This is a genomic window from Hydrogenophaga sp. IBVHS2 (assembly GCF_002127215.1).
Taxonomy (GTDB): Bacteria; Pseudomonadota; Gammaproteobacteria; order Burkholderiales; family Burkholderiaceae_C; genus Hydrogenophaga.
The window spans coordinates 785,318-798,110 of sequence record NZ_NFUT01000002.1; the positions used below are offsets into that span (position 1 = coordinate 785,318).

Consider the following 12,793-nt stretch of genomic DNA (forward strand, 5'->3'; position numbering starts at 1 on the left):
TGTCACCGAATTTTGTTACAAATGTGCTTCCCTGTCTCCCCCGAATCGGTTTCCGGCCGGTCTTCCGTGGCCCGCCGTGACGGCGATCACACCGCCGTGGTGTGCATCACACCGACATGCCGCCCGACACCTCGATGACGGCGCCGTTGATGTAGCTCGCGTCGTCGCTGGCCAGGAAGGCATAGACGCTGGCGATCTCCTCGGGCTGGCCCAGGCGGCGCAGCGGCACCCGGTGCTCCATCTCGGTGATCACCTTGTCCGGGATGGTGTGGAGGATGGGCGTGGCGATGAAGCCCGGCGCCACCGCGTTGACGCGGATGCCCTTGGGCCCGAGCTCGCGGCTCCAGGTCTTGGTGAAGCCGATCACGCCGAACTTGCTCGCGGCGTAGTTGGTCTGGCCGTAGTTGCCATAGATGCCCACCACCGACGAGGCATTGAGGATCACGCCCGATCCCTGCTGCACCATGGCGTCGGCCACCACCTGGGCGCAGTGGAAGACGCCGCGCAGGTTGACGTCGATGACGCGGTCGAACTGCTCCAGCGTCATCTTCTGCAGCCGTGCGTCCTGGGTGATGCCGGCGTTGTTCACCAGCACGTCGATGCGGCCGTGGCGGGCCAGCACATCGGCCACCACCGCGTCCACCCGGGCGCGGTCGGTCACGTCCAGCACATGGCCTTCGGCGCGCCCACCCTGGGCCTGGCATTGGCGAACGGCCTCGTCCACGGCAGCGGCCTTGACGTCGCAGACGATCACGATGGCGCCCTCGCGGGCAAAACGCAGGGCGGTGGCCAGACCGATGCCTTGGGCGGCGCCGGTGACAAGGCTGACTTTGTCGAGCAGTCGGGTCATGAAATGAGATCAGAGGAAGGAAGGGAGGGTGGATCACCACACCGGCTGGTGCCGGCGCAGCGCGTCGAGGGTGGCTGCATCCAGCGCGAAGCCGGGGCCGTGGCGGGCCGCCAGCTCGGCGCAGCGGGCCTGGAACCGGTCCACACCCATGCCGTAGATGAACTGCAGCGCGCCCCCGGTCCAGGCCGGGAAGCCGATGCCGAAGATCGAGCCGATGTTGCCGTCGTGCACCGTGGTCAGCACGCCCTCGGCCAGGCAGCGCGCGGTCTCCACCGCCTGGCGGTAGAGCAGGCGGTCTTTCACAGTCTGCAGGTCCCAAGGGGTGTCTGCCCGTTCGAACAGCGGCTTGAGCTGCGGCCACAGGTGCTTGCGGCCCCCTTGCGGGTAGTCGTAGAAGCCGCCGCCCCCGGCGCGGCCGGGCCGGTTCAGTTCCTTGACCATGCGCTCGACCAGCAGCTCGCCCGGCGTGGCGCCGTAGGTGCGGCCCTCGGCGGCGAAGTCGGCCCGGGTCTGGTCCAGCACATGCACCGACAGCGACAGCGCGGTTTCGTCCAGCACCGCCAGCGGGCCCACCGGCATGCCGGCCTGGACGGCAGCGTTCTCGATCACCGGTGCCGGAATGCCTTCGCCCAGCATGGCGGCGCCTTCCATCACATAGGTGCCGAAGGTCCGGCTGGTGTAGAAGCCGCGCGAGTCGTTCACCACGATGGGCAGCTTGCCCAGTGCCTGCACATAGTCGTAGGCCCGGGCGACTGTCTCGTCGCTGGTCTGCGGGCCGCGGATGATCTCCACCAGCTTCATCTTGTCCACCGGGCTGAAGAAGTGGATGCCGATGAACTTCGATGCGTCGCGGCTGGCCTTGGCCAGGCCGCCGATGGGCAGGGTGGAGGTGTTGCTGGCGAAGAATCCGCCCGGGGCCAGCAGCGGCTCGGCTTCCTGGGTGACCCGGGCCTTGAGATCCCGGTTCTCGAACACCGCCTCGATGATCAGCTCGCAGCCGGCCAGATCGGCCGCGCTGGCGGTGGGCGTGATGCGGCCCAGCAGCGCCTGCTGGTCGTGCGGACCCATGCGGCCCTTGTCGACCCGCGGCTGGGTGATCTTCGCGCTGTACGCCTTGCCCTTCTCGGCCTGCTCCAACGTCACGTCCTTGAGCACGGTGGCGATGCCTTTGCTGGCCTGGGCGTAGGCAATGCCGGCGCCCATCATGCCCGCACCCAGGATGCCCACCTGGGCCGGCTTGAAGCGCGGCACGTCCTTCGGCCGCGAATGCCCGCCCTTGATGGCGTTCATGTGGAAGAAGAAGGTGTTGATCATGGCCTTGGCCACCGGGCTGACGATCAGCCCGGCCAGGTAGCGGCTCTCGATGCGGGTGGCGGTATCAAAGTCCACCAGCGCGCCCTCCACCATGGCCGCCAGCGCGGCCTCGGGGGCAGGGTAGAGGCCGCGCGTCTTCTGCTTGAGCACGGCCGGTGCCACGCTGAGCATGCCGGCCAGCTTGGGGCTGGAGGGCGATCCGCCGGGCAGGCGGTAGTCCTTTTCGTCCCAGGGATGGTGCGCCGTGGGGTGGGCCGCGATCCAGGCCAGGGCCGCCGGACGCAGGTCGGCATCGCTGGCCACCAGCTCGTGCACCAGACCCCGCTCGAGCGCGTGGCGAGGGTTGAACAGCTGGCTCTCCAGGATGTAGGGCTGCGCACCCATCAGCCCCAGCAGGCGGACCATCTTGGTGATGCCGGTGGCCCCGGGGATCAGGCCCAGGGTGATCTCGGGCAGGCCGAGCTGGATCTTCGGGTTGTCCACTGCGATGCGGTGGTGGCCCACCAGCGCCACCTCCCAGCCGCCACCCAGGGCCGCGCCGTTGATGCAGCTCACCACCGGCACGCCCAGGGTTTCCAGGGTGCGGAAGTTCTTCTTGGTCTGCTCGATCTCGGCGAACACGGCCGGTGCGTCCGAGGGCTGCAGCCGCATGGTGCCCTTGAGGTCGGCACCGGCGAAGAAGGTGCTCTTGGCCGATGCCAGCACGATGCCCTGGATGCCGGCCTTGTCACGCACCACCTGCGCGGTGGCCTCGGTGAGGTCACGCTGCCAGTCGGCGCACATGGTGTTGACCGGCGAGCCCGGCTCGTCGAAGGTCAGGGTGGCGATGCCGTCGGCCAGTTCGTAGCGGATGGTCTTCATGGTGTCTCCTCAGATCCGCTCGACGATGGTGGCAATGCCCATGCCGCCGCCCACGCACAGCGTGGCCAGGCCGTAGCGCAGGCCGCGTCGGTGCAGTTCGTCGATCAGGGTGCCCAGGATCATGGCGCCGGTGGCGCCCAGGGGGTGGCCCAGCGCGATCGCGCCGCCGTTCACGTTCACCTTCTCGTGCGGCACGCCAAGCTCCTTCATGAACTTCATGGGCACGGCCGCGAACGCCTCGTTGACCTCGAACAGGTCGATCTGGTCGATGGTCATGCCGGCCTTGGCCAGCGCCTTGCGGGCCGCCGGCATCGGGCCGGTGAGCATGATGGTCGGGTCGGCACCCGACAGCGCCACCGACACCACCCGGGCCCGGGGCACCAGGCCATGGGCGCGGCCGGCGGCCTCGTTGCCCACCAGCACGGCGGTGGCGCCGTCGACGATGCCCGACGAATTGCCGGCATGGTGCACATGGTGGATGCGCTCGACCTGCGGGTAGCGCTGCAGGGCCACCGCGTCGAAGCCCATGGCACCCAGCTGCTCGAATGCCGGCTTGAGGCCGGCCAGTCCTTCCAGCGTGGTGTGCGGCTTGATGAATTCGTCTTCGGCCAGCAGGGTCTGGCCCAGGAAGTCGGTCACCGGGACCACCGAGCCCTTGAAGCGGCCCTCGGCCCGGGCGGCCGTAGCGCGGCGCTGGGATTCGAGTGCATAGGCGTCCACGTCGTCGCGGCTGAAGCCCTCCAGGGTGGCGATCAGGTCGGCGCCGATGCCCTGCGGCACGAACAGCGTGGCCGAGTTGGTGGCCGGGTCCTGGGCCCAGGCACCGCCGTCGGAGCCGATGGGCACCCGGCTCATGCTCTCCACGCCGCCGGCCACCACCAGGTCCTCCCAGCCGCTGGCCACCTTCATGGCGGCCATGTTCACCGCCTCCAGGCCCGAAGCGCAGAAGCGGTTGATCTGCACGCCGCTGCAGCGCCAGTCCCAGCCGGCCTTGAGGGCGGCCACCTTGGCGATCACCGAGCCCTGTTCGCCGATGGGCGAGACCACGCCCACGACCACGTCGTCCACGGCGGCGGTGTCGAAGCCCTGGCGCTGCTGCAGGGCAGTCAGCACGCCGGCCAGCAGGTCGACCGGTTTCACCTCGTGCAGGCTGCCGTCCTTTTTGCCCTTGCCGCGCGGCGTGCGCACAGCGTCGTAAATGAAGGCCTGGGTCATGGTGTCTCCTCGTGGTAGCCCCGGATGGGGAACCGGGCTGCGAGGCAGTATAGTGATTTCAGCAAGCAATCGCTTTGTGAAATTCACCCGACACCGTCCCCCCGGAGACCTCCCCATGATCGAACGCACCCTTTTCACCGCCGACCACGAGGCCTTCCGGGACAGCTTCCGCCGCTTCATGGACAAGGAGATCGCACCCTTCCATGCCGCCTGGGAAGAGCAGGGCTATGTGGACCGCGAGGTCTGGCGCAAGGCCGGCGAGAACGGTTTCCTGTGCATGACCCTGCCCGAAGCCTTCGGCGGCGCCGGGGCCGACCGGCTGTATTCGGTGGTGCAGATGGAGGAGCTGGCACGGGGCGGGTTCTCGGGCATCGGCTACGGGCTGCACAGCGAGATCGTGGCGCCCTACATCGCCCACTACGGCACCGACGAGCAGAAAGCCCGCTACCTGCCGCGCCTGGCCAGCGGCGAGATGGTGGGTGCGATTGCCATGAGCGAGCCGGCCGCCGGCAGCGACCTGCAGGGTGTGCGCACCACGGCGCTCAAGCAGGCCGACGGCAGCTACCTCATCAACGGCAGCAAGACCTTCATCACCAACGGCTGGCATGCCGACCTGGTCATCCTGGTCGCCAAGACCGACCCGGCCGCCGGTGCCAAGGGCACCAGCCTGTTCCTGATCGAACGCGGCATGCCCGGCTTCGAGAAAGGACAGCGCCTGAAGAAGCTGGGCCTGAAGGCCCAGGACACCTCCGAACTGTTCTTCAACAACGTGCGCGTGGGTCCCGGGCAGCTGCTGGGGGGCGCGGCCATGGAAGGGCGTGGCTTCATCTGCCTGATGGAGCAGCTGCCCTGGGAGCGGCTGCAGATCGCCATCGGGGCGGTGTCCGCCGCCCAGGCGGCCATCGACTGGACGGTGGACTATGTGAAGGGCCGTCAGGTCTTCGGCCAGCCGGTGGCCGCCTACCAGAATACCCGCTACACCCTGGCCGAACTGCAGACCGAGGTGCAGGTGGCCCGGGTGTTCGTCGACAAGTGCTGCGAGCTGGTGCTGCAGGACCGGCTGGACACCGCCACCGCCAGCATGGCCAAGTACTGGTGCAGCGACCTGCAGTGCAAGGTCATGGACGAATGCGTGCAGCTGCACGGGGGCTACGGCTTCATGTGGGAATACCCCATCACCCGCGCCTATGCCGATGCCCGGGTGCAGCGCATCTACGGCGGCACCAACGAGATCATGAAAGAGGTGATCTCGCGCGGCATGGGGCTGGGCGGGCGCTGAAGGCCCGTCCCGCCCCGGGCCGTGTCACTTGCGGGCGGCTTCGCCCAGGCGGCGGCCCAGCGAGATGGCGTAGGGCGCGGCGCGGGCATTGAGCACCGGGTCGGCCGAGGGCTTGATGCCGGCGGGCAGCGCGGTCGGGTTGAAGGTCATGCCGTCGCAGGCGCCACCCATGCCGGCCTCGACCCGGGTGATCACCAGTTGTCCCACCGGCACCAGCTGGCGGTTCTCGGGCCAGGCCACGGTGGGGTCGGTGAGGTTGTCGCCGGCCTCGGCCAGTTGCAGCTTCATGTCGAACACCACCGGTTTGCCGGCCACACGCTGGCGCAGTTCGCCGGCCAGAAAGTCGTCCGGCAGGGCCTTGAGCTGGTCCTCGGTCAGGCCCAGGGTGCCGGCCTCGGGCACGAACTGCCAGCGGGCAAAGCGGCTTTCGCCCTTGGCATTGACGAACTCGAAGGCGTTCACGCCCCAGTAGTTCACCGAGCCATAGCTGGCCGGCACCGGGGCCTGGGCCAGGTAGGCGGCCTGGCGCAGCGTTTCGGGGTTGGCGGCGTTGAAGGCCTTGAGCTTTTCCGGATCGGGCTTGCCGGTGGCCGGGTCGGCGGTGCGGGCCTGCACGAAGGGCGCGAACTGGTCCGGACGCGCCACGAAGAACACCGGCGCCGAAATGTTGGCCATCTGCCAGACCTCGTTGCCCGGCAGCTCGAAGGCCAGGGCCAGCCCGCGCACGGTCTTGCCCTTGTCGCTGGCCTTGGGGTTGCCGCCACCCACCGAGAAACGGGCCACCACCGGCACCTTCGAGCCGCTGAAGGCCGATGCCGTGGTCAGCGCCCGGCCGGCGGTGTTGCCCACGAAGTGCCCGCTGGCGCAGATGCCCTTGGCACCGGAGCGGCGTGCGCCGGGCTGCGGGCCGGCCAGGCCTTCGAGTGCATTGACCTGGGCTTCGGCCTGGCTGGTCTGGGCCAGGGCCGAGGACACCGGGAACAGGGTGGGGGCGATCAGCGCGGCCAGGCTGGCAGCGAGCAGGGTGCGTTTCATGCGGGAACCTTTCGATGGGGTTGGGGAGGGCAGGTCCCGGTCCACATCGGTCCGTCCCGCCTGCTCGGTGGTCGGGCGGCGGGGCGGCTTCTTACAGGCCACGCAAAAAAATCAGCGCGGCGGCAGGGTGAGTGTGTGGTCGATGTCCATGCCCGGCGGCGGCTCGTAGTCGGCCACCACCACGGCCTGGCCCGGCCGGCGGGCCCTGTCGGTGACCCGCTCGGCCAGGTAACGGATCGAGGGCGGGTCAAGTGCCGCCACCGGCTGGTCGATCAGCAGCACCGGGGCCGGGCTGATGAGGGTCCGGCAGAGCCCGACCTTGCGCCGGCTGCCGGTGGACAGCATGTACAGGGGCTTGTCGCGGTGCGCCGTCAGACCGAAGCCGTCCACCCAGTCGCCCGGGACGCCATCCAGCAGCACGTCCACGCGGGTCTGGTCGAGCGCCGGGTCCTGCAGGTCCTGCAGGCACGTCCGGTCGGGCGCTTCGCGGGCCAGCAGGCGCAGCAGGGTGGATTTGCCGCAGCCCTCGTCGCCGGTGACCAGGGTGAGGCCGGGGAAGATCTCGACATCGAGTCCGTCGAAGAGCATCAGGCCCGGCCAGCCATGCCGGAGCGAGCGGATCTGGATCAAGGGAACGGGTGGCATGGGGTTCAGGCGCCTCAATGGCCGATGCGGTAGCGCTGGCCGCGGTGGTTCAGCACCGAGCCGTCGCGGCCGATCTGTTCCAGCACATGCTCCGGCCCGATCGACTGGCCTTCCTGCAGCACCCGGCCATTGACGATGAGGTGGCGCAGGGCCGGGTTCTCGGACCAGGTCACGCCCTGCACGCTGATGGCGGGCAGGGTCGAACGCACCGATTCCGGCAGGTCGCCATAACGCGGCACGGCGGCCGAGGTTGGCCGCGCGGTGGTCGGGGGTGGGGCGGGGCGGGCGGCTTCCTGCACTGGAACAGGTGCCGGTGCGGGGGCCGGTGCGGGTTGCAGGATCGGGGCCGGCGCCGCCTCGGTCGGTGGCGGGGGAGCGGGCACGGCGGTCGGTGGTGGCGGCGCTGCGGTTGCCGGCGTTGCAGAAGCCGCAGTGGGGGCCGGGGAGGCCGGGGCAGGTCCGGTGGCCGGGCGTGTCGCCTGCAGCACCACGACCGCGGCCAGCCCCAGGACCGCGACCGCCACCGATCCGGCCAGCCAGCCGGCGCGGCCAGAAGCCGGCCCGGCCGCTGCCGGTGCCGGGTCGGGGGCGGCAGGCGGCGGCACCACGGGCACACCGATGCCGTTGGCGCTGCCGAGTCCGGGCGGTTCGGCGCTCTGCTGCTGGCGTTGTGCTTCGGCACGGCGCAGGGCTTCAAGGATGTAGGACATGGCCGTTCAGGTCAGGGACGGGGCGCAGCGGTGTCCAGCCGGGGTTCATCCACCTGGCTGGCGCGGTTGAGCTGCATGAAGGTGAGGGGTCCGGCAGCGCCGACCGGGTCGATGCCCTGGCTGCGCTGGAAGGCCCTGACCTGCTCGGTCAGGCCGGCGCCGGATTCCACACCCGGCAGCCGGCCCTGTGCCTGCAGGTCGGTCAGTCTCGCGGCCAGCCATGGTGCGGCCGGGCCCGAGCGACCATCTTCGAGCCGGGTGCGCTGGCCCGGCGGCAGGCGCCACAGGGTGGTGAAGTCGCCGCGCCACAGGCCCTCCAGCCGGGCCAGCGGCAGTTGCCAGGTGTGATCGTCCACCGACACGGTGGCCTGCTGCGCGTCCAGACCCGATACCAGCACCAGCGCCGTGGCGCCCGGCTGGCCCAGCGTGATCAGCCCGGGCCGGTCGAGCTGCCGGAGCCCGGCGAGGGTGAGGCGGTCGGTGCGGTAGCACTGCAGGCCCTGAGCGCGGGCGGCGGTGCAGCCGTTGCGGGCCGGCAGATCGGCGCCCCAGAGTCGGCCCAGCCGGGCCAGGCCGGTGTCGGGTGTCAGGCCGGGCCAGGGCGGGGCAGCGGGCCAGACGGCCATGGCAGCGGTTTCAGGCGGTGCAGCCGCGCTCGCGGGCGGGGGCGGGGCCGACGGGGCGACGGCGGTGGGAGGGGCAGAGCCTGCCCCGTCGGGCCGGGTGAGGCCATGCAGCACGGCGGCCAGCACCGCGACCCCGGCCAGCCCGGCCAGGGCCAGCACCGGGCGCGACCAGGGCACCTGGCGTGTGGGTGGTCGCCGCACGGCGGTCGGCGCGGGCGCCGGTGCGGGGCCCGGCACGGTGTCGAACACCTCGGCGGCCGCCCGCTCCAGCATCGGCCGGTCGACCTGGGCGCGGGCACCGGCATAGGCGCCCAGCAGTGCGCGGTCGCACAGCAGGTTGATGCGACGCGGCACACCGCCAGTGAGGGCGTGGATGCGGTCCACGGCGTCGTCGGTGAAGGGCAACGGCCCGCCCAGCCCGGCCACCTGCAGGCGGTGGGTCACATAGGGACGGATCTCCTGCGGACCGAGCGTGTCCAGGTGGAAACGCGCCACCACCCGCTGTGCCAGCTGTTCCAGGCCGGGCTCGGCCAGCCGCTGCCGCAGTTCGGGCTGGCCGATCAGCACGATCTGCAGCAGCTTGGCCTCGCTGGTCTCCAGGTTGGTCAGCAGCCGCAGCTGCTCCAGCACGGGCGCCGGCAGTGCCTGGGCTTCATCGATGATGAGCAGGTTGCGCTCACCCGCCGCATGGCTGCGCAGCAGATGTTCGTTGAGCGCGGCAATGCACGGCTGCAGGGAGCCGGGGTTGCCGGGATGCGCCGTCCATGCCAGGCCGAACTCGGCGCAGATGGACTGCAGCAGGTCCAGAGCCGTGGCGGGCGGGTGAAAGATGTAGGCCACCCGGCACTGCGGCGGCTCCTGCTGCAGGAAGCAGCGGCAGATGGTGGTCTTGCCGGCACCGATGTCGCCGCTGAGCACCACGAAACCGCCGCCGCCCTGCACGCCGTACAGCAGATGCGCCAGTGCCTCGCGGTGGCGCTCGCTCATGTAGAGGAAGCGCGGGTCGGGCGATAGCGTGAAGGGGTCGAGCTGGAGTCCGAAATACCCGGCGTACATCGGCCCGAGCATAGCCGCCGACGATGACCCGGGCCATCCGGGTCATCCTGCGGACGGCGGGGTTCAGGCCGCCAGGGCCATGGGCTGCTTGGCGCTCGGGCTGGCGCTGGTCGTGCGCGACGCGGTGGCGCCGCATTCGATGTCGCCCGAGAGCTGGCCGCCATCCTCGATCACCACGCGGCCGTACTTGATGCGCCCGGTCACCTTGCCGGTGGCATGGATCACCAGCTTCTGGCGCACCGTGAGGTTGCCGTCGAACACGCCGCGGATTTCCGCGATGTCGATCTCGGCCGATCCCTTGAAGGCGCCCTGTTCGGCGATCTGGATGACGCGCGAATCCATGGTGGCTTCCACCAGACCTTCCACCACCAGGGTGTCGCAGTCGGTGATCTCCACGCCCTTGAGCTTGATGTTGGGGCCCACGGTGAGCTTGCTGCCGCCCTCGGCGTTGGCAGTTTGGCTGTCGGCGGCGCTGGCAGGCACGGCCGCCGGTTCCGGGGTGGCGCTCGCGGCCGCTGCGGTGGGTTGTGCGGCCGCTGCGCCGGCGGCGCCCTGACCGTAGCGCGGCGTGGCCATCTGGCCGCCCAGGGGTTTGTTGAGCTCGGATTCGCGTTTGCCGAAGTGCAGTGCCATGGGGGTGCTCCTTGATCGAAGAATGAAAACAGGAGCGCCCATGCTAGGCGCCGTGGGGCTTACATTCGGGTCGGTCCCGTAAGAGGTGTGTCGAGTTGAAGCCCGTCCCCATGCACCTTCAGGGCATGGGCCCATCGCCCCCTGAAACCGGGTCGGGCCGTAAAATCGTGGGTTGTCCACCGCCCGCGCCACGGGTGCACCACCCATGAACGCCCCCCTCGACGTCTCCTTCTTCGCGCGCGCCGCCAAGCCCATCACCAGCTACCGGCCTTACTGGGCCAAACGCTTCGGCACCGCGCCCTTCCTGCCCATGAGCCGGGCCGAGATGGACCAGCTCGGCTGGGACAGCTGCGACATCATCCTGGTGACCGGCGACGCGTACGTGGATCACCCGAGCTTCGGCATGGCCGTGGTGGGCCGCGTGCTGGAGGCGCAGGGTTTTCGCGTGGGCATCATTGCCCAGCCCGACTGGCAGAGCGCCGACCCCTTCAAGGTGCTGGGCAGGCCCAACCTGTTCTGGGGCGTGACCGCCGGCAACATGGATTCCATGATCAACCGGTACACCGCCGACCGGAAGATCCGCAGCGACGACGCCTACACCCCCGGCGATGTGGGCGGCAAGCGGCCCGACCGCGCCGCCATCGTCTACAGCCAGCGCTGCCGCGAGGCCTACAAGGACGTGCCCATCGTGCTCGGCGGCATCGAGGGCAGCCTGCGCCGCATCGCGCACTACGACTACTGGAGCGACAAGGTGCGCCGCTCCATCGTGGTCGACAGCAAGTGCGACATCCTGCTGTACGGCAACGCCGAGAGGGCGCTGGTGGAGGTGGCCCACCGGCTGGCCGCGCGGGAGCCGGTGGAGAACATCACCGATGTGCGCGGCACCGCCTTCATCCGCCGTCCGGGCGATCCGTCCACCGAGGGCTGGTTCGAGATCGACTCCACCGAGGTCGACACGCCCGGCCCGGTCGAGTCGCACATCAACCCGTACCTCACCACCAGCGAGCAGGCCCAGGCGCAGGGCGAGAGCTGTGCCAAGGACGACCCGGCTGCTCAGCCTGCGACGACCGCGAGCCAGGGGCAGGCGGTGCAGACCATCCAGTTCGTGCCCAACCCGTCGCTCAAGGGCAAGGGTGGGAGGCCGCCGCGCGATCGCACCGTCATCCGGCTGCCCAGCTTCGAGCAGGTCAAGGCCGACCCGGTGCTCTATGCCCACGCCAACCGGGTGCTGCACGTGGAGGCCAACCCGGGCAATGCCCGGGCCCTGGTGCAGGCCCATGGCGAAGGCGTGCTGGCGCGCGATGTGTGGATCAACCCGCCGCCCATTCCGCTGACCACGGCCGAGATGGACCATGTGTTCGACCTGCCGTACGCCCGCAGCCCGCACCCCGCCTACGCCGACGAGAACGGCCGCCACGACGGCCCGACCAAGATCCCGGCGTGGGAGATGATCCGCTTCTCCGTCAACATCATGCGCGGCTGCTTCGGCGGCTGCACCTTCTGCTCCATCACCGAGCACGAGGGCCGCATCATCCAGAGCCGGTCCGAGGAGTCCATCATCCGCGAGGTGGAGGACATCCGTGACAAGGTGGAAGGTTTCACCGGCGTCATCTCCGACCTCGGCGGGCCGACCGCCAACATGTACCGCCTGGGCTGCCGCACGCCCGAGATCGAGGCCGCCTGCCGCAAGCCCAGCTGCGTCTACCCGGGCATCTGCCAGAACCTCACCACCGACCACGGTCCGCTGATCAAGATCTACCGCCGGGCCCGCGAGCTGCGCGGCATCAAGAAGGTGCTGATCGGCTCCGGCCTGCGCTACGACCTGGCCATCAAGTCGCCCGAATACGTGAAGGAGCTGGTGCAGCACCACGTGGGCGGCTACCTCAAGATCGCGCCCGAGCACACCGAGGGCGGCCCGCTGTCCAAGATGATGAAGCCCGGCATCGGCAGTTACGACCGCTTCAAGCAGATGTTCGAGAAGTACAGCGAGGAGGCCGGCAAGAAGCAGTACCTCATCCCGTACTTCATCGCTGCCCACCCCGGCACCAGCGACGAGGACATGATGAACCTGGCGCTCTGGCTCAAGCGCAACGGCTTCCGGGCCGACCAGGTGCAGACCTTCTACCCCAGCCCCATGGCCACCGCCACGGCCATGTACCACACCAGCCTGAACACGCTCAAGGGCATCCACCGCGACGACCGCAGCGAGAAGGTCGACATCGTGCGCGGCGAGCGCCGCCGCCGGCTGCACAAGGCGTTCCTGCGCTACCACGATCCCAACAACTGGCCGCTGCTGCGCGACGCGCTCAAGGCCATGGGCCGGGCCGACCTGATCGGCAATGGCAAGCACCACCTCATCCCCACCTTCCAGCCGGTGACCGATGGCGGCTACCAGAGTGCGCGCCGGAAGAACAGCACGCCGCCGGGCAAAGCCCGAACCGTGGCAGCAGGTCAGCCCCAGCCGGGCACGCTGCTCACCCAGCACACCGGTCTGCCGCCGCGGGTGCAGGGTGCCGGACCGGGCAAGGGACCGGCCGCGCGCCGCAAGCCCCGCTGAGGCGAAAGCCGC

General features: G+C 69.9%; 10 protein-coding genes. 2 read left to right on the plus strand and 8 right to left on the minus strand.

Translation table 11 applies throughout. The annotated features are described in order from the left end of the window. Positions 1 to 106 precede the first annotated feature (106 nt). Genes fabG through CAP38_RS08415 form a run of 3 tightly spaced genes read right to left on the minus strand, consistent with a single transcriptional unit; the run spans position 107 to position 4,240 of the window. On the minus strand, positions 107 to 850 hold the full coding sequence (gene fabG, locus CAP38_RS08405) for a 3-oxoacyl-ACP reductase FabG (RefSeq protein ID WP_086120830.1): 744 nt from the start codon (positions 848 to 850) through the stop codon (positions 107 to 109). A gap of 33 nt (positions 851 to 883) precedes the next feature. Continuing rightward, on the minus strand, positions 884 to 3,025 hold the full coding sequence (locus tag CAP38_RS08410) for a 3-hydroxyacyl-CoA dehydrogenase NAD-binding domain-containing protein (RefSeq protein ID WP_086120832.1): 2,142 nt from the start codon (positions 3,023 to 3,025) through the stop codon (positions 884 to 886). 9 nt (positions 3,026 to 3,034) lie between these two features. After that, positions 3,035 to 4,240, minus strand: a complete 1,206-nt coding sequence (locus CAP38_RS08415; RefSeq protein ID WP_086120834.1) for an acetyl-CoA C-acetyltransferase — start codon at positions 4,238 to 4,240, stop codon at positions 3,035 to 3,037. Positions 4,241 to 4,355: 115 nt separating this feature from the next. Here CAP38_RS08415 and CAP38_RS08420 point away from each other — a divergent pair, with 115 nt between their 5' ends. Continuing rightward, positions 4,356 to 5,519 (plus strand): acyl-CoA dehydrogenase family protein, encoded by a 1,164-nt coding sequence (locus CAP38_RS08420; protein WP_086120836.1) that lies wholly within the window; start codon positions 4,356 to 4,358, stop codon positions 5,517 to 5,519. A 24-nt stretch (positions 5,520 to 5,543) separates the two neighbouring features. On the opposite strand, the gene CAP38_RS08425 is transcribed toward CAP38_RS08420, so the two are convergent. The 5 genes from CAP38_RS08425 to CAP38_RS08445 all read right to left on the minus strand — a co-directional run bounded on the left by CAP38_RS08425 (position 5,544) and on the right by CAP38_RS08445 (position 10,224). Then, on the minus strand, positions 5,544 to 6,554 hold the full coding sequence (locus CAP38_RS08425) for a catalase family peroxidase (RefSeq protein ID WP_086120838.1): 1,011 nt from the start codon (positions 6,552 to 6,554) through the stop codon (positions 5,544 to 5,546). Positions 6,555 to 6,665: 111 nt separating this feature from the next. Next, on the minus strand, positions 6,666 to 7,199 hold the full coding sequence (locus CAP38_RS08430; protein WP_143435787.1) for an ABC transporter ATP-binding protein: 534 nt from the start codon (positions 7,197 to 7,199) through the stop codon (positions 6,666 to 6,668). A 14-nt stretch (positions 7,200 to 7,213) separates the two neighbouring features. Further along, the gene (locus CAP38_RS08435; protein WP_086120842.1) at positions 7,214 to 7,909 is read right to left on the minus strand and encodes a general secretion pathway protein GspB; all 696 of its coding nucleotides are present in this window, start codon (positions 7,907 to 7,909) and stop codon (positions 7,214 to 7,216) included. An 11-nt stretch (positions 7,910 to 7,920) separates the two neighbouring features. Next, complete coding sequence (locus tag CAP38_RS08440; protein ID WP_306297697.1) at positions 7,921 to 9,603, minus strand: ExeA family protein; 1,683 nt, start codon at positions 9,601 to 9,603, stop codon at positions 7,921 to 7,923. A gap of 51 nt (positions 9,604 to 9,654) precedes the next feature. After that, positions 9,655 to 10,224, minus strand: a complete 570-nt coding sequence (locus tag CAP38_RS08445; RefSeq protein ID WP_086120846.1) for a polymer-forming cytoskeletal protein — start codon at positions 10,222 to 10,224, stop codon at positions 9,655 to 9,657. Positions 10,225 to 10,429: 205 nt separating this feature from the next. Here CAP38_RS08445 and CAP38_RS08450 point away from each other — a divergent pair, with 205 nt between their 5' ends. Then, complete coding sequence (locus tag CAP38_RS08450) at positions 10,430 to 12,781, plus strand: YgiQ family radical SAM protein (RefSeq protein WP_086120848.1); 2,352 nt, start codon at positions 10,430 to 10,432, stop codon at positions 12,779 to 12,781. Positions 12,782 to 12,793: the final 12 nt, after the last annotated feature.

Bases quoted from the DNA above. Each gene is read 5' to 3' on its own strand.
- CAP38_RS08445 (WP_086120846.1), bottom strand. From the start codon at position 10,224: ATGGCACTGCACTTCGGCAAACGCGAATCCGAGCTCAACAAACCCCTG.
- CAP38_RS08410 (WP_086120832.1), bottom strand. From the start codon at position 3,025: ATGAAGACCATCCGCTACGAACTGGCCGACGGCATCGCCACCCTGACC.
- CAP38_RS08430 (WP_143435787.1), bottom strand. From the start codon at position 7,199: ATGCCACCCGTTCCCTTGATCCAGATCCGCTCGCTCCGGCATGGCTGG.
- CAP38_RS08420 (WP_086120836.1), top strand. From the start codon at position 4,356: ATGATCGAACGCACCCTTTTCACCGCCGACCACGAGGCCTTCCGGGAC.
- CAP38_RS08450 (WP_086120848.1), top strand. From the start codon at position 10,430: ATGAACGCCCCCCTCGACGTCTCCTTCTTCGCGCGCGCCGCCAAGCCC.
- CAP38_RS08440 (WP_306297697.1), bottom strand. From the start codon at position 9,603: ATGCTCGGGCCGATGTACGCCGGGTATTTCGGACTCCAGCTCGACCCC.
- CAP38_RS08425 (WP_086120838.1), bottom strand. From the start codon at position 6,554: ATGAAACGCACCCTGCTCGCTGCCAGCCTGGCCGCGCTGATCGCCCCC.
- CAP38_RS08415 (WP_086120834.1), bottom strand. From the start codon at position 4,240: ATGACCCAGGCCTTCATTTACGACGCTGTGCGCACGCCGCGCGGCAAG.
- CAP38_RS08435 (WP_086120842.1), bottom strand. From the start codon at position 7,909: ATGTCCTACATCCTTGAAGCCCTGCGCCGTGCCGAAGCACAACGCCAG.
- fabG (WP_086120830.1), bottom strand. From the start codon at position 850: ATGACCCGACTGCTCGACAAAGTCAGCCTTGTCACCGGCGCCGCCCAA.